The 14,518-nt window shown below is 61.9% G+C and carries 16 protein-coding genes and 1 tRNA gene; 8 read left to right on the top strand and 9 right to left on the bottom strand.

The annotated features are described in order from the left end of the window. Positions 1-314: 314 nt before the first annotated feature. Positions 315-767, bottom strand: coding sequence for a VOC family protein (locus QXZ85_RS20585; RefSeq protein ID WP_315703811.1), 453 nt, complete (start codon positions 765-767; stop codon positions 315-317). 690 nt (positions 768-1,457) lie between these two features. On the opposite strand from QXZ85_RS20585, the gene QXZ85_RS20580 reads away from it, so the two are divergent. After that, positions 1,458-1,760 carry an HU family DNA-binding protein gene (locus tag QXZ85_RS20580; protein WP_315703812.1) on the top strand — a complete coding sequence of 101 codons (303 nt, stop codon included), beginning with the start codon at positions 1,458-1,460 and terminating at the stop codon, positions 1,758-1,760. A 576-nt stretch (positions 1,761-2,336) separates the two neighbouring features. Here QXZ85_RS20580 and QXZ85_RS20575 read toward each other — a convergent pair. Continuing rightward, positions 2,337-2,462 carry a hypothetical protein gene (locus QXZ85_RS20575; RefSeq protein ID WP_315703813.1) on the bottom strand — a complete coding sequence of 42 codons (126 nt, stop codon included), beginning with the start codon at positions 2,460-2,462 and terminating at the stop codon, positions 2,337-2,339. A 126-nt stretch (positions 2,463-2,588) separates the two neighbouring features. Between QXZ85_RS20575 and QXZ85_RS20570 the strand changes: the two genes are divergently transcribed. Then, positions 2,589-2,867, top strand: a complete 279-nt coding sequence (locus QXZ85_RS20570; RefSeq protein ID WP_315742039.1) for a hypothetical protein — start codon at positions 2,589-2,591, stop codon at positions 2,865-2,867. Positions 2,868-2,997: 130 nt separating this feature from the next. Here the strand turns inward: QXZ85_RS20570 and QXZ85_RS20565 are convergent, their stop codons facing one another. After that, positions 2,998-3,159, bottom strand: a complete 162-nt coding sequence (locus QXZ85_RS20565; protein WP_315703815.1) for a hypothetical protein — start codon at positions 3,157-3,159, stop codon at positions 2,998-3,000. A 381-nt stretch (positions 3,160-3,540) separates the two neighbouring features. On the opposite strand from QXZ85_RS20565, the gene QXZ85_RS20560 reads away from it, so the two are divergent. The 4 genes from QXZ85_RS20560 (at position 3,541) to QXZ85_RS20545 (ending at position 5,729) form a co-directional block, all read left to right on the top strand. Then, a complete protein-coding gene (locus QXZ85_RS20560; RefSeq protein WP_315703816.1) occupies positions 3,541-3,801 on the top strand; it encodes a hypothetical protein in 261 nt (86 codons plus the stop codon). A 90-nt stretch (positions 3,802-3,891) separates the two neighbouring features. After that, positions 3,892-4,653, top strand: a complete 762-nt coding sequence (locus QXZ85_RS20555; RefSeq protein WP_315703817.1) for an SIR2 family NAD-dependent protein deacylase — start codon at positions 3,892-3,894, stop codon at positions 4,651-4,653. 197 nt (positions 4,654-4,850) lie between these two features. Beyond that, a complete protein-coding gene (locus QXZ85_RS20550; protein WP_315703818.1) occupies positions 4,851-5,501 on the top strand; it encodes a cold-shock protein in 651 nt (216 codons plus the stop codon). A 151-nt stretch (positions 5,502-5,652) separates the two neighbouring features. Continuing rightward, positions 5,653-5,729 (top strand) — tRNA-Pro (locus tag QXZ85_RS20545). Positions 5,730-6,169: 440 nt separating this feature from the next. On the opposite strand, the gene QXZ85_RS20540 is transcribed toward QXZ85_RS20545, so the two are convergent. From QXZ85_RS20540 to QXZ85_RS20520, 5 genes are all read right to left on the bottom strand, one after another. Beyond that, positions 6,170-6,295, bottom strand: a complete 126-nt coding sequence (locus tag QXZ85_RS20540) for a hypothetical protein (protein ID WP_315767884.1) — start codon at positions 6,293-6,295, stop codon at positions 6,170-6,172. A 370-nt stretch (positions 6,296-6,665) separates the two neighbouring features. Next, positions 6,666-7,070, bottom strand: a complete 405-nt coding sequence (locus tag QXZ85_RS20535) for a translational machinery protein (RefSeq protein WP_315703820.1) — start codon at positions 7,068-7,070, stop codon at positions 6,666-6,668. Between the two features lie 141 nt (positions 7,071-7,211). Next, positions 7,212-8,723 (bottom strand): SagB family peptide dehydrogenase, encoded by a 1,512-nt coding sequence (locus tag QXZ85_RS20530; protein ID WP_315742041.1) that lies wholly within the window; start codon positions 8,721-8,723, stop codon positions 7,212-7,214. 16 nt (positions 8,724-8,739) lie between these two features. After that, the gene (locus tag QXZ85_RS20525) at positions 8,740-11,016 is read right to left on the bottom strand and encodes a TOMM precursor leader peptide-binding protein (protein WP_316174755.1); all 2,277 of its coding nucleotides are present in this window, start codon (positions 11,014-11,016) and stop codon (positions 8,740-8,742) included. A gap of 247 nt (positions 11,017-11,263) precedes the next feature. Then, on the bottom strand, positions 11,264-11,647 hold the full coding sequence (locus QXZ85_RS20520) for a hypothetical protein (protein ID WP_315703823.1): 384 nt from the start codon (positions 11,645-11,647) through the stop codon (positions 11,264-11,266). 258 nt (positions 11,648-11,905) lie between these two features. Between QXZ85_RS20520 and QXZ85_RS20515 the strand changes: the two genes are divergently transcribed. Beyond that, positions 11,906-12,817, top strand: coding sequence for a VOC family protein (locus QXZ85_RS20515; protein WP_315767882.1), 912 nt, complete (start codon positions 11,906-11,908; stop codon positions 12,815-12,817). Between the two features lie 16 nt (positions 12,818-12,833). Here the strand turns inward: QXZ85_RS20515 and QXZ85_RS20510 are convergent, their stop codons facing one another. Continuing rightward, entirely contained in the window at positions 12,834-13,979 is a 1,146-nt protein-coding gene (locus QXZ85_RS20510) for an OpgC domain-containing protein (RefSeq protein ID WP_315730028.1), read from the bottom strand. A 220-nt stretch (positions 13,980-14,199) separates the two neighbouring features. On the opposite strand from QXZ85_RS20510, the gene QXZ85_RS20505 reads away from it, so the two are divergent. Next, positions 14,200-14,505 (top strand): ETC complex I subunit, encoded by a 306-nt coding sequence (locus QXZ85_RS20505; protein WP_315703826.1) that lies wholly within the window; start codon positions 14,200-14,202, stop codon positions 14,503-14,505. Positions 14,506-14,518: the final 13 nt, after the last annotated feature.

The following is a 14,518-nucleotide window of genomic DNA, read 5'->3' as shown; positions in this document are numbered from 1 at the left end:
CGCGCTGTTCCTCCAGAATGTCGGCGTGGGGATAGCCGCTGCGCCCCAGACATGCAAAAAGCCCCACCGTAGGCGGGGCTTTTCGACGGTGCGTATCGACTTCGGGATCAGTGGCCGAAGATCAGCCACAGCACGATGATCACCGGAATCGGCACGCCCAACAGCCAAAGCAGAAGTCCTCGCGCCATGTCCGCCTCCTCGCGTTCCTCTCCAATCGGAGCGACAACGCAGTGCTGGCGGTGATGTTCCGGTTCTGGCGGCGTCCTTGGATGGCGCTCTTGGCAAGCGTTTTTGGACGGCGGTCTCGAACGGAACTACCAGTGCCCGGTGTTCGGCATCGAAAGCCACGGCTCCTGCGGCGGCTTCGGCTCGCCCTTCTGCAGCAGCTCGATCGAATGCAGGTCCGGCGAGCGGATGAAGGCCATGTTGCCGTCGCGCGGCGGACGGTTGATGGTGACGCCGAGCTTCATCAGCCGCTCGCAGGTGGCGTAGATGTCGTCGACCTCATAGGCGAGATGGCCGAAGAAGCGGTCTTCGCCATAGCTCTCTTCATCCCAATTGTAGGTGAGTTCGACCAGCGGTGCCCCCCGCGTCGCCGGCTGGCTCTTCAGCAGGTGTTCATCTTCGGGCGCGCAAAGGAAGAGCAGTGTGAACCGGCCCTTCTCGTTATCGATCCGGCGGACCTCCTTCAGCCCGAGCGCATCGGAAAAGAATTTCAGCGCGACGTCGAGATTGCGCACGCGCAGCATGGTGTGGAGGTAGCGCATTTTTCTTGTCTCCTTGGACGAAATCTGGTGCTCGACGGGGACTGTCGGCCGCGCCCCGTCCATAGCAGCAAAAGCCGCAGCGAGGCAGAGGATCCCGCCGGCGTAGAGATCGGCTCGCGTGGAATTGTTCATGTTGAGCGGCATAAGCCGGCGCCCGCACCAGACCTTCGCGTCTCGTTTGCCGTTCGGGAAAATGCAGGAGAGGAGAGCGCCACGGGTCGAAGCTGGCGTCGTCCGTTGGGTCGAACGGTTATCGGCTGCCGTCTTGCGGCGCGACGACGTGTCGCGAAAGCCTATTTTCGCAGTGATTCGCGACGTCGACCGACGCCTCCGTGGAGCCCATTTCAAGGTTATTTCCACGCAATTGTGCGAGAAAGTGTCGCTGAAATCACGCGACCAAGCCAGAAATGCCTTAAAACATAGGGAAAAATGAAACTCGGGGGGCCATTGACGATCATCAATCCTTGACTTCTGCTCGTGTCGTTGGAATTTTGGCGTCGCTGTGGGTGCTTCGGGGCCCTTAAAAACCAGGAGATTCCCGAAAGAACGCGGGGTCACTTCCGACCAGACGACTCAAAGTCCCGGCTGCGCAATGCAGTCACAAAGCCCCGACCGATCCGTGCAGCAATGCGCGAGATAGCCGCGTGCAGTCGTCTAAGTCTTTCATCGGTACCACTCAAAGGAGATACGATGGCTACCCAACTTTCCAAGTCGCAGTTGATCGAGAAGATTGCGACCACGACTGAGCTGTCCAAGCGCGACGTCAAGAACGTCATGGAGACGCTCACCGACGTCGGCCACAAGGAGTTGAAGAAGAACGGGGTGTTCCTGGTCCCCGGCTTCGCGAAGTTTGTGGTGATCAAGAAGCCCGCCACCAAGGCGCGGAAGGGCACCAATCCCTTCACCGGCGAGGAGATGATGTTCAAGGCCAAGCCGGCGCGGAAGATCGTGCGGGCTCGCCCCGTCAAGGCCGCCAAGGACGCGGTTGCCTGAGACCAGAGGCCCCCTGAAAAGGGGGCCTCTTACTTTGCGTATTCGTTCGCGTCGGTGGCTGGCGAATAGGTGTCGCAAGGTGCAGTCGCCCTGCTGCCGACCTGCGTCAATGGAGGTGGCAGCTACGATGCGGTGCTCGAACGCCGCGGCGAGCAGGCCAGCTAGACGCTCTGCTGACGCGCCGTGAGCCGATGCCCGGTGCCGACGCTCGGCAGGAGCGAGGTTAAAACGACAGCAGCGCCACGGACGGCGGAATATGTTCGCCGAGTGACGCTGCCTCGAAGACTGGGCCCTGAAATCCCCAGCAACAGTCCGTCCCTGCGCGGGCAAAAAGGTTCAAAAAATTCTGCCAGCGAGCCGGGAGGCCGTTGTGCTTGACGTCGCCGACATAGCCTAGGCCAAAGGGGTGATCGAGAAGGCGAGGGGACTGTCACAAGCGACAAGTCGCATCATTTCTCGGCACGGCAACGGCAAGGTCTTCTCAGGGATCAAATCGAAACGGCTGCTGCGCACTGAAGTTCCGATCGGCTTCGTCGCGTATGCTTCATCGCACGCGCAACCGGACCGATGCGGCCGCTAGGCCTTGTCCTGACGAACCTCCTCTGGGGCGCTGTCTGCGACGTCAGGCCAGTCGCGCGAAGCGAGGACGAGGAAACCGCCATATCCGATGATGTTCAAGACCAGTTCCAACCATGACGGCATGGGGCACCTCGCTTGATCCAGAACGTTCGAACTGTCGCCGCGTTCCGTGGTGCGGCTCGGGCAAACGCCTGCAACCAAGGCAGGCCGTGCGCGTTGGATGCTGGTGTTCAAGTGGAGGACATGACCATGAGAAAAACACTGGCAGTGTTGGCGACGGTCGGCGCTGTGGCCGCGACCTCGCTCGCGACCGCGCCGGCTGAGGCGCGCGGCATCGGACCCGGTCTTGCTTTCGGCCTTGCGGCGGGTGCGCTGACCGCGGGCGCGATCGCAGCGTCACATCCGTATTATTACGGCCCCGACTACGACTACTATTATGGGCCTCGCTACGTTTATGGCCCGGGCCCGTACGCGTATTATGGCGGTCCCTACTATCACCGCCACCACTATTGGCACCACTACTGGTGATGATAAAGCCCGGAAGCCCTGCTTCCGGGCTTTTCGCTGCTTGTGACCCCAGCGAGCGGCGGCGGCGGAGCGAATTCGAACCCCGATTGGCGGCCCGCGCGCTCATCAGCGGAACTTCGTCGCCGCCGCGCTAGTCGCCTCGCTCGTTCCTTCCGGCCTTCGCCCAGGCTGCGATCGCATATTGTTCACGTTCCCGCGCAAACCGGTCCTGCGTCGCCTTGAACTTCGCGACCCGCGCGGTGATCTCCTCGCGCTCCTTCGTAATTCGTTCCTGCTTTTCATTCTTTGCCATCGATCATCTCCGGTCGCAGCCGAATCGTGTGCGCGGATGAGCGCTCGCGATTAGGGCGCGATTGCGGACAAGCTCCGCGAACCCATTCCTGCGCAGTGGATTTCCCACTGCGGCGAACGGGGCAGGAACAAGTCGCACCGTGGTGGTGGAAAAGGCGGCGCCATTGTTGTGATGTCGTGAGCTTCTCGCTAGCGATCACAATGGGAGCCCGTGCCGCCGTCACCGCATTCTGCGCGCCGCAAGCGCCGTTCACGACCTTCGGGGCGAACGCGGCACGAGAGACCACCGAGAATCAGAAACTTGCAAGCGGCCCTTCGGCTTTTCGAAGTTCGTGCGGGAGGTCGTGCGATGGACTCACGAACTTCGAGAGATGGGCTGAGAATGGCAAAATTCGATCTGGATTCCCTGAGCATTGACGAACTGGCCGGGCTGCGCGACGCGGCGGCGGCAAAATTGCTTGAAAAGGTCACCGCGCGGCAGATGGAGCTGGAAGCGGAAATGGAGCGGCTGGCCCAGTTGGGCGGTGGCAAGCCGGGTAAGAAGGTGGCGGCTTCCGCGCCTGCTCCCAAGGCCAAGAAGGCGCAGGATGGGAAAACCGGAACAGCCGGCGATGCCTCAGACTCCGTCTCGGAAGCTGCCTGACCGGGCTTTGCTGACGCGGGCGAGCGCAGGGCGGTAAAGGGAAAAGGCCGTGCTATGATTGGCACGGCCTTTGTCTTGGGACTGCTGCCGATGATTGCAACGGATCTCCAGAGTGGTGTCGCGATGCTCGGCGATATGATCGCCGCCGCATCCGTCGTCGTTCCTTTCACCGGCGCGGGACTTTCCACCGAAACCGGCATCCCGGACTTCCGTTCTCCCGGTGGGGTGTGGGCACGCCATCGGCCGATCTCCTTCGAGGAATTCGTGGCCAGCCAGGACGCCAGGGACGAGGCTTGGCGCCGCCGCTTTGCGATGGAGGCGGTGTTTGCAGCGGCGAAGCCCGGTCGCGGCCACCATGCGCTGGCCTCGCTCTATCGCGCCGGCAAGGTTCCGGCCGTGATCACCCAGAACATCGACAATCTGCACCAGGCGTCGGGCTTTGCCGCTCATCATGTCATCGAGCTGCATGGGAATACAACCTACGCGCGATGCATCGGATGTCGGCAAGATTATGATCTGGCCTGGGTCAAACAACGCTTCGACGCCCAGAAAGCCGCCCCGGATTGCCCAGCTTGCGGCGATCCGGTGAAGACGGCGACGGTTTCGTTCGGTGAAGCCATGCCGGAAGATGCGATGCAGCAGGCGGCCAATCTGGCCCAGCGCAGCGACCTGTTCCTCGCCATCGGCTCCTCGCTCGTGGTCTGGCCGGCCGCCGGCTTTCCGCTGATGGCAAAGAACGCGGGGGCGAAGCTCGTGATCATCAACCGGGAACCGACGGAGCAGGACGACGTTGCCGATCTCGTGATCCATCACGATATCGGAGAGACCCTGTCTCCCTTCGTTCGCAATTGAATCGAAATCGAAGCGCACCCTGCAAGACTGTTCAAAGGTTCCGGCGGCTTTGATTTTTATCTATGCGCGAGGCAAGGGAATGTTATCTTTTGGTTCGAGAGATTCGCGTGATTCATCGTGAGTAGAGTTGATGAGTGCGCATGAGGGCGCCGTTGCAGGGGTGGCGGCTCACAAAATCATCTGTGAGGTCCGGGGTTATGGGGTCGGACGAATTTGGGTCCAAGAAGCTCGGAGTACCGGTGCCTGGTGGGTCCGCACCAAGCCGGCTCGGAGATTATCCAAGCGGCGCCGCGCGCGATTCGGCGATTGATGCATTGTCGAGTCTCGGCGAAGATCTTGTCGAAATTGGTGGCGTCATCAAATGGTTCGACGCTTCGAAGGGGTATGGCTTCATTGTCCCGGACAATGGTTGGCCAGACGTTCTTCTGCATGTCACCGTGCTGAGGCGCGACGGCTATCAGACCGCCTACGAAGGCGCGCGTTTGGTTTGCGAGTGCGTGCAGCGGGCGAAAGGATATCAAGCCTTCCGCATCCTTTCGATGGATGAGTCCACCGCGATCCATCCGGCGCAGATGCTGCCGCCGCGGACACATGTCACCGTCACGCCCACGAGCGGGTTGGAGCGGGCGCAGGTGAAATGGTTCAACCGCCTGCGTGGCTTCGGCTTCGTCACCTGCGGCGAGGGTACTCCGGATATCTTCGTCCACATGGAGACGCTGCGTAGGTTCGGCATGACCGAACTGCGTCCCGGCCAATATGTGCTGGTGCGTTATGGGCCGGGCTCCAAGGGCATGATGGCAGCGGAAATCCATCCGGAAAGCGGATCGCCCGCCATCTCGTCACATTGAATCGCCCGCCCGCAGGGTGATGTCACGAAGTTGTGAAATCAACTGACGTCCACTTTCGGTTGTGGAAGGCCGCGCGCATTTGCCGGACCGGCGCTCCCCAGCCGCCTTGCTGCCGAGGCGGCGAGCGTGTAGGACGTCGGACCACAGAGTTCGGGGTATAGCGCAGCCTGGTAGCGCGGCAGTTTTGGGTACTGCAGGTCGTTGGTTCGAATCCAGCTGCCCCGACCATGTGCTCTCCCCTGGGTGCCCCCTGAGACAACCAGAGCCGCCAAAAGCCATTTCTGATCAAGGCACTTAGTACCCCCTGGCGTCCCCCTAACGCGTCAGTGCATGTCCTTCCCATGCATCAGTTTTTGCCCCGATTTACCCACAGAGCTGGGTCGCCGTTGGGGTGTTCGAATCTGTATTTTAGATCCGAATAAACGAGGGATTCGAACAAGCGACCCGCAGTACCCAAAACCATTGCTCAAGCATCTTGCTGAGGCACTTTCGACTGATCTGGCGGAGCTTTTCGTGATCGTTACCGTCTATGTTGACGAGAGCGGCGCCTATGAATCCGGCTACACCATCTTGGGTGGCTTGGGTCGGAGCTCAGGCCAATGGGCTGGTTTCGATCCAAAGTGGAAGGCGCTTCTGAAAAGAAGCCACTTTACTTACCTACTTCCACTCTAAGAAACTTCGCCAATCGAACTGGCCTTGTGGTGCAGATGGAATGTCGGCAGATGCGGGTGCAGACTGACCTCGTCGACGCCGGTGAGGCCGATATGGGTGCGAAAGCCGCGCACACTCGTCATCCGAACTTCAACTCGGAAACTCCGATTGACTGGCCTTGCTGCCGGATAGGCTGGCGTTCGCGTGCGGAGCGCGGGCTTACGACGTTCTTGCTTGACGCTTCCCCGTACTGAGCTCGTGACCGTCGTTGACTGTTCGATGAGCCGCCAAAAAAATTCGGATGCCCCCGGAGCGGCAAACTCGGGAGCATCCGAAGTTGAGCGGCTGAATCCGGGGAAGGAACATCCGCTATGGTTATCCTCGCCTGAATCGAAAACTATCGTCTTTGCGCTAGATCAAGCACATCGTGCCTGCGACACATTGGCCTGATCGGGGCGTCGTGCCTGCAGCGAGGCCTTGGCAGACGGCGCGAGATAGGGAAGGAAACAGCCGTTAGCCGGCTGTGCCCGTCGCCACCCGCGGCGGCGGCATTTTGAAATGCTGCTTGGCGTAGGCGATGATCTGAGCGTCACTCGGGTGATCGGCCGGCTCGACTGCGACGACGCGCTTGCTGATCGCCGGATGCCTCTCCTGCAGATAATGGGCAAGCTCCGTCTTCGCACCGGCCGGGCCGATAATGAGGATTTCCCCGGCATCGCCGAGCGCGTTCGCGACCTCCTCAAGGAAATGCTTGTCGGTTGCCGCGTGCCCGCTGCCGATCGAACTGGCCTTGTGGTGCAGATGGCGCGTCGGCAGATGCGGGTGCAGACTGACCTCGTCGGCGCCAGTGAGGCCGATATGGAATACTTTCGCCTCGACGTGATCGAGCCACACGACGGCATGAAAATGGGTCGGCATAATCTGATCCTTTCAGCGAGGCCGCATCGGGTTGCATGCGAGCGGATGCGCTCAGTGCAGCACGACCTCGGGTTCGTGACCGACCATTAGCGGCGACCGTCCGGCCGCGATTGACACAGGTCAACCGTGCACCTGCAGCCTTCACTTCGCATCAGAAGCATCGATGGCGCGGCCGAGCGTGAACTGGCCGACCGGGCCTTCGATGTGGAACGGAATGCCACTCACCTTTTCGAACAGGTCGATATTGCCGGTGCCGACCGCACAGGCGCCGAGCCCCATGTCGGCCGCCATCAGATAGAAAGTCTGCAACAGCCCACCGACATCCTTAAGCGTCAGCGCGTAGGCAATGGCGCTGTATTTCCAGGCCAGCCGTGCAAAGCGCGACGTGACGGTTATCAGGATCTGCGGGTGGCCGGCGGCGTCCATTGCGAACTGCGCCGAATCCAGCATTGCGGTAAGCAGCTCGGGCCGGGCTGGAATCGCTACCAGTGCATGTGCGTCGGCATCATAATGATAGAGCCCGGTAGCCAGGCCGTCGCAATTGGCCACTGTCAGATACAGCTCGAGCTCGTAGGCACTGCCGCCGGACGGATAGGGCCGTCGCGTGTAGTCGAGCACCGGGCTGTCGCTCTCGTCGTCGAGACTGCTCTCCCAGCGCGACAACACCCGCGCGGTGCCGTCGAGAAACAGCGACAGCTCGGCCAGCGTGATCGGCCTCTGGTCATCATAGTCGCGCACCGAATGCCGCGAGCGAAACAGTCTTGCGGCGGCGGAGGCCGTTTCGGCCGGCGCAGCGAGCGCTGGCTGAAGATCGATCCGCTCGCCCGGCCAATTGGGCCGAATGGCGGGCGGCGGCTCGATCCAACCCACATAGGGATAGACGCCGCCCAGCGGATTGGCCTGGCGCCCCTCGGTGCTGCGGGCATGAAACAGCAGATCGTGGAAGTCCCACATCACCAGGGCTTCGTCGCCCTCGCTCGGGCGCTGGCCGTCATCATCGGGCCTGTCCAACCGGAACAGGATGCCGCAATCCAGCAGCAAGGCAAGCAGCTCGATGCCGGGAAATCCGGACATCGCGCGCAGCTTGCCGACTTTCTGCGGCGCCGCGAGCGCCGTCAGCATCGCAACGACAGCCGGATCTCCGATTCGAAACAGCGCGCCAGAGCGCGGCGACTCCAGCACCATCTCGCTGGCGCGCCGGCGCAGATAGGCAAAGCGTGACAGCACGATGGTCTCGCCATTGCCGAGTTTTGGGATCTGCGGCCGATAGTCAGGCATCTGCGGCTCGATCACGGCGAGTGCATGGGCGTCGGCCCTGCGCGCCAGGACATATTCGACGAGGCCTTGGCGCGCGAGCAGTTGGACGAGCTTCGCAATCTCCTGGTCCAGCGGCTTGGTGCCCGCCAATGCGGCAAGCTTGACGCCATCTTTCAGAACGTGCGCCCGTTTCGCGGCAGCCTCGCTGAACCTGCCGAGATCCAGCGGGTAGCCGTTGACCACAGCCGACAGATGGTTGCGGCCTGCCGGTTCGAGCACAACATGCTCGCTGAGCCGCACCGAGAGCACGAGCGGCGCAGCTCGCTGTGGCACCGCTTTCGCTTTCTTCGTCGGTGCTGCCGCCTTCTTCGTCGGCTTGTTCATCCGCTTGGCCATGGTGCGTGTCCCGCGATCACGTATGCGGCAGGAATGGCGTCAGCTCATGCTCCGGGATCGGCGCATCACGCAGGCCGAGCTTGACCGGCACGTCATAGAGCCTGCCGGGCCCGAAGCGGCGGTAGAAATGCCTCAGGCCAGGGACGACGACGCGGACCACGGATACCCCGACGTCCGGCCGGGTCTGGTCGAGCACCAGAAAGTCGTGACCGGCGCGTCTTGCGATCTCGACGGACGCATCGACCTGCTCGCGCGTGGTGCTGCGCGGGATCGCCATTCCCAGTTCGGGACGCGGGATCGGATATTTCGCAGGCCGCAGGAATGGATAATCCTCGAGCCTGAGCGGCGTGATGCCGTCCAGTGTCGGCTTCTCGCCGGAGCCGCCGCCCATCAGCCCAATGGCCAGGAATTGGCTGAGCTCGGTCATGGCGCGGAGAAGCGCAATGCGCGGATCAAAATGCGCGCCGGAGCCGAATTCGATGTTCTCGTGCCCGTCCTGCATCCAATGCATGATGGCGACGAAAGTCGGCACACCGAGATCGCTGGTGATGTCGAGCACCCACAGCTTGCGGCCGGCGTCAGTGAACTGGTTGCGCAAATCGCTGACGTAGGAATCCTCGAAATGATCGAGGTTGACTTCGGTGCGCTGCGAGCGGTTGTACCACCAGATCGCGTAAGAATCGCGCTCGACCAGTTCGAGGAAGCCCTGGACGATCGCTTCTTCCAGCGTGTTGCCTGCGGCACAGCCGTTGGAATCTGCATGGAACGGGCGCGGGCCGCTGTAGAAGAAATAAAGCTGGCTGGTCGGAACGTATCTGAACTTGTTGTCGCGCAGTGACCACAGCGGCGACCATTCAATTTTCGCAAGCGGATCGAAGGGCTCGGGCGCCGGCTGGGTGTCGTCCTGATGGGTGTGGTTTTGGCGATGCTCGTATTGCACATCGCTGAACAAGAGGATGTCGTTGGGCTTGATCGCATCGCCATCGGCGAAATCCGTAAACCGCTTGGTGGCGCGGATTTCGTCGCCCTGGAAGATGCCGGAGTAGCGCTCGATCGCTTCCATCAGCGCGCTGGCTTCGCCCTGTTCGGCGGTGGAGCCCTTGCCGAAGCTGCCGCCTTCCAGGCCGGACCTCAGCTGGGCGACGCTCTGCGCCGGCGCGGAGAAGTTATGCTGCGCGAAAAAATTGGTGTTCATCGGTAGATCGGCCTCGATCCGCTCGAGCCGTTTGACCACGCCGGTGAGCGGGCTGACGTGCCGCCTGAACCGAGCGACGGTGGCGCGCGAGGTCACGGTGCGATAGCCGCCGGACGTGATCAAAAGCTTGGCACCGGAGCCCAGCGGGATCGGCTCGGGCGCGCGGCGCGGATTGACCAGCTTCTTGTCGCCGCAGGTCGGACATTGCGGTCGCTGGGCGACATAGTGCCTGGCGATGGCGGCACCGGTCAGATCGAAGCTCAAAATGTGATCGTGCAGGTCGGTGCGGAAGCCGGTCGCGATCGCCTTGGCGATCTCCATCGCCGCAAACTGGATCGCATTCTGGCAGAGCGGGTTGCGGGCGAGGGGAGAGGTCGCCACGGCGCGCGCGCCGCCGCGATCGAGAAAGCCCTTGATCTCGCGATTGCGGATCATGCGGTCGAACAGGCAGGTCCAGCACCCGGTATGGCCGGGCTGAAACACCGGGCCGACCAGCGGGGCGATACCGGATGGCTGCACCAGAAGCCACGTCGTGTTGTCAGCCACGCGTTTTTGATTGAGCGCGGTGAGTTGCGGTTCCAGATAATCGTTGACGAGCGTGATCGTGAGGTCGGCAGACCGTGCGACGACGCGCACACCAAGCTTGCCCAGAGCTGAACTCAGCTCAGCCGCGCCCTTCACGTCGATGGCTTCGATCCGAACCTTGCATTTTGCCAGATTCTGCGCGGCCGCCTCAGGCGGCAGGCCGATGCTGGCCCAATAGCCGGCGAGCACGTCGCCATTCGATGCTCCGCCATTGACGACATAGCGGCGTTCGAGCAGGCGGTTGATTGCCCCTTCGATCTTCTCGGCAGGGAAGGTCTTGCCGAGCTTGGCGATCAGATCGCCCCGGCTTTTGCCACCTTGTCCGATCGCAGATGCAAGCGCGCAATAGAGCTCGCCATGGAGGAAGAATTTTCGGTCCTCGGAATAGACGCAGACCACGTCCGGGGGCAGCACATAGGCGGTGAAATTCGGCGCGAATTGCAGTGTGCTCTTGCTGGCCCGCGACGCCGAACCGGTTCGGGAGCGCGCCGATTTTTGGGGGCGTGTCGTCATGGTGTAACGTCCCTGCGAATGTGTGCTGGCGATGCCGCGCGACCGGGGACGCCCGTTTCGGTGACAGGAATGTCCTGGAGCTGAATCGACATACCGGGAGGGCGGGAAGGCAGGTCAGTTCGGAAGAGGAAACCCGAACGGGATCTTGGCTGGCGGCGCAGTCAAGACATGAATGAGCCGGGTCGACCTCGTCGGACCCGGCCATGAGACATTCACATCGATCGGACGATCAATGGGCTGAGCTGGCTCAGCAGAGGCGGCAGGCGCCCCACGAGAGGCAGCAACCGCCGCAGCCTCCGCAACCGCCGCAACGACAGCCACGGCACCCGCGGCAGCCACATCCGCGGCAACCACGGCAGCCGCCGCAGCCGCGCCAAGCGGTCTGCACCTTGGCGTCCGCGTTCTCCTTGTCGAACAGATGGAAGGTCGAGAGCGAGATGTCGGCGATTTCCTCGTCACTCAGCGTGATCGGATGCGTCGCGGACAGATCGACGGTCTTCGGTGCATCGACGGGCATGGTGGCGGCCGATGCGGCACCGACCATCGAGAAGCCTAATCCGGCAGCGCCAAGCGCAGGCACCGCAGCCTTTACCGCACGCTTCCGCTTCGAAGCTGGCTTTGCTTGTGGCATCGTTACATCCTCCGTTCCCTCGAAAGGTCTGTGTCGATCCGCCCCACTTTGATAGTACGCTGCACCTTCGTGACACGCAAGGCAGGAGAAAGATTTGCTTGGCGCAACGTTTTGCTTTCATTCATCTTTGTGAACGTCGGCGATGTCAGACTGGCACGGCACAGAGCCCACACAATCACGATCGCTCTTGATTGTTCCTCGCGACAGCCGCTTCAAATGTGAATGTGGCGTTGCAACAAGCGCGGCAGAGCTGAGCTCATGACCAGCAACCATGGACATTTTGTGTGGTACGAATTGCTGACCACCGACAGGGGGGCGGCCGAGGGCTTTTATCGCGAGGTGGTTGGGTGGGATGCTCGCGACGCATCGACACAGCAATTTCCTTACCGCCTGCTGACCAACGCCGAGGCTCCCGTGTGCGGGGTAATGGCGTTGCCCCCGGAGGCGCTGCGCAGCGGCGCTATGCCGCGATGGGCCGGCTACGTCGCTGTCGCCGACGCGGATGCAGCTGCCGAACGGCTCCGGGCGCTGGGAGGCCGGGTCTACGTTCAGCCCACCGACAGCAATATCGGCCGGATCGCCATCGTTGCGGACCCGCAGACGGCGACCCTGGCTTTGGTCGAGGGGCTGAAGTTTGCGCCGCCGCGCGCAACGACTGCAACCGTCGGGCGGGTCGGCTGGCACGAGCTGCTGGCGGCCGATGGGCCTGCGGCCTTCAGCTTCTATAGCTCTTGGCTGGGTTGGCAGAAGGCGGCCGATGATGTCGGGGCGATCGAGGGATACCAGCTGTTCTCGGCAGGCGCGGATACCATCGGCGGTATCTTCACCAAGCTGCCCCGGGCGCCGGTCCCGTTCTGGCTCTATTATTTCAATGTTGCCGATCTGACTGCAGCGCTGCAACGCGTTCGCACGCTTGGCGGACGCGTGGCGCAGGGGCCGGTGGAATTGCCGGACGGGATCTGGATCGCGCGGTGCATCGATCCACAGGGCGCAATGTTCGCGCTCCAGGGCAAGCGCCTCGGCGAGATCGAGAAGACTGCTGCGGTCGAGGTCGGTTGGTCGGCGGAGTGGGGTGGCTTTACTTCGCGCGGCCGGATCGTTTCCCCTCCGCTCTCCCAGTCAGCGCAGCGAGACCAGGCGCCTTCCGCGTCCCGCAAGCCGAAGCGTTAGCGCCCGGAGAGGGCGCTTACGTCGGCTTTGGTACCGGCTTGGGCAGTGGCTTGTCCTGACGCTTGGACCAGGAAATGTAATAGGCCACCGTTGTCATGATGGCGATGCCGGCGACACTGACCAGGATCTGGGCAAGCAGCGAACCTGAGCTCATCATGAGCGTGAAGTGGCCGATGAAGGAGAGGAAGACGCCGACGCAGAAGACGGCCAGCGATTGCTGTCCGCAGACCACCAGCGGGTCGAAGAGCTTCCATTCCAGCCCCGACCATTCCTTCGGGACGAAGCGGATCACCAGGATCACGATGACGACGAAATGGAGGAAGCGGTAGGGGGCGAGGTTGGTTTTGTCGTTCGGGTTGAAAGCGCCGTACAGCCAATCCGGAAACATCGCCCCGAAATCGGGAAAGCGTCCGGCCATGGTCATGATCAATGCAAACAGCAAGTAGGCCAGGCAGAAGTACAGGGTGATCGGGGACATGATGATCCCCATGGAGCGACGGGCACCGCCGAGCGCGCACCATGAGCCGAAGACGAACAGCACCTGCCAGCAATAGGGATTGAAATACCACGTGCCGATGGGATAGGCGGTGAAATTCCAGCCGAAATGGCGTGCAGCAAGCCAGAGCACGATGGACCCCGCCATCGTGAGATCGGGCTGGCGCAGCATCAGCCATAGCACCGGCGGGAAGAAGCCCATCAGCACGATATAGAGCGGCAGCACGTCCAGATTGACCGGCTTGAACTTCAGGATCAGGCCCTGAGCCAGGGTATCGGTCGCGTGATCCACCAGCCCCGCGACATTGAACTCGCTGATGATCTCGGAATCGCCGAACCGGCTGGCAAGATAGCTGATGGCCGCGATGTAGATCACGAACAGGACGATGTGGGCAACATAGAGCTGCCAGACGCGCTTGAACAGGCGGGTCGCGCCGACGATGAAGCCACGGTCGATCATCATCCGCGCATAGACGAACGAGGCGGTGTAGCCGGAGATGAACACGAACAGGTCTGCCGCGTCGCTGAACCCGTAATTCCGTGTCGTGATCCAGTTCACCACGTTATCGGGAATGTGATCGAGGAAGATCGCCCAGTTGGCGATGCCGCGGAACAGGTCGAGCCGGAGGTCGCGTCCTTTCTCCGGCAGTGTGGCCTTGATGTTCATGGGGCTGCTTCAACGCGCTGTTTCGAGACGGTCGTCAGGGAGCAGGAGAATCCCATGGCCATCATCGCAGATTGTCATGGGGCGGCAGAATGACTATACGGATCGAGAAAAGGTGCATCCAGGGGTAGGAATCACCGATCACATTCCTGAAACGTGCCTCTAGCCTATCCCGGAGGTTTCCACCACGCGCTTTACTGTCGCTTTGAGGGCCCGTCCATCGATGACCGCACGTATTTTTAAGCCGGCCAAGAACGCGATGCAATCCGGCAAGGCCAAGACCCGGGAATGGCAGCTCGACTACGAGCCGGAGCAGCCGCGCGCGATCGAGCCGTTGATGGGCTGGACCTCCTCGACCGACATGAAGCAGCAGCTGAGCTTGCGTTTCCACACCAAGGAAGAGGCGATCACCTATTGCGAGCGCAAGGCGATCCCGTACCAGGTGATCGAGCCGAAGGAGCCGGCGCAGCGCCAGATCGCCTATGCCGACAACTTTTCGTTCCGCCGCGGCGAGCCCTGGACGCATTAAATCTGGACGCACT

The organism is Bradyrhizobium sp. SZCCHNGR1005, assembly GCF_032489995.1.
Classification (GTDB): Bacteria; Pseudomonadota; Alphaproteobacteria; order Rhizobiales; family Xanthobacteraceae; genus Bradyrhizobium.
This window is presented reverse-complemented; position numbering and strand designations above follow the sequence as displayed.

Excerpts from the sequence above, each read along its gene's own strand:
- QXZ85_RS20565 (WP_315703815.1), bottom strand. The coding sequence starts at position 3,159 with ATGGCAAAGAATGAAAAGCAGGAACGAATTACGAAGGAGCGCGAGGAG.
- QXZ85_RS20570 (WP_315742039.1), top strand. The coding sequence starts at position 2,589 with ATGAGAAAAACACTGGCAGTGTTGGCGACGGTCGGCGCTGTGGCCGCG.
- QXZ85_RS20555 (WP_315703817.1), top strand. The coding sequence starts at position 3,892 with ATGATTGCAACGGATCTCCAGAGTGGTGTCGCGATGCTCGGCGATATG.
- QXZ85_RS20535 (WP_315703820.1), bottom strand. The coding sequence starts at position 7,070 with ATGCCGACCCATTTTCATGCCGTCGTGTGGCTCGATCACGTCGAGGCG.
- QXZ85_RS20550 (WP_315703818.1), top strand. The coding sequence starts at position 4,851 with ATGGGGTCGGACGAATTTGGGTCCAAGAAGCTCGGAGTACCGGTGCCT.
- QXZ85_RS20560 (WP_315703816.1), top strand. The coding sequence starts at position 3,541 with ATGGCAAAATTCGATCTGGATTCCCTGAGCATTGACGAACTGGCCGGG.
- QXZ85_RS20580 (WP_315703812.1), top strand. The coding sequence starts at position 1,458 with ATGGCTACCCAACTTTCCAAGTCGCAGTTGATCGAGAAGATTGCGACC.
- QXZ85_RS20515 (WP_315767882.1), top strand. The coding sequence starts at position 11,906 with ATGACCAGCAACCATGGACATTTTGTGTGGTACGAATTGCTGACCACC.
- QXZ85_RS20525 (WP_316174755.1), bottom strand. The coding sequence starts at position 11,016 with ATGACGACACGCCCCCAAAAATCGGCGCGCTCCCGAACCGGTTCGGCG.
- QXZ85_RS20520 (WP_315703823.1), bottom strand. The coding sequence starts at position 11,647 with ATGCCACAAGCAAAGCCAGCTTCGAAGCGGAAGCGTGCGGTAAAGGCT.
- QXZ85_RS20530 (WP_315742041.1), bottom strand. The coding sequence starts at position 8,723 with ATGGCCAAGCGGATGAACAAGCCGACGAAGAAGGCGGCAGCACCGACG.
- QXZ85_RS20575 (WP_315703813.1), bottom strand. The coding sequence starts at position 2,462 with ATGCCGTCATGGTTGGAACTGGTCTTGAACATCATCGGATATGGCGGT.
- QXZ85_RS20540 (WP_315767884.1), bottom strand. The coding sequence starts at position 6,295 with ATGACGAGTGTGCGCGGCTTTCGCACCCATATCGGCCTCACCGGCGTC.
- QXZ85_RS20505 (WP_315703826.1), top strand. The coding sequence starts at position 14,200 with ATGACCGCACGTATTTTTAAGCCGGCCAAGAACGCGATGCAATCCGGC.
- QXZ85_RS20510 (WP_315730028.1), bottom strand. The coding sequence starts at position 13,979 with ATGAACATCAAGGCCACACTGCCGGAGAAAGGACGCGACCTCCGGCTC.
- QXZ85_RS20585 (WP_315703811.1), bottom strand. The coding sequence starts at position 767 with ATGCGCTACCTCCACACCATGCTGCGCGTGCGCAATCTCGACGTCGCG.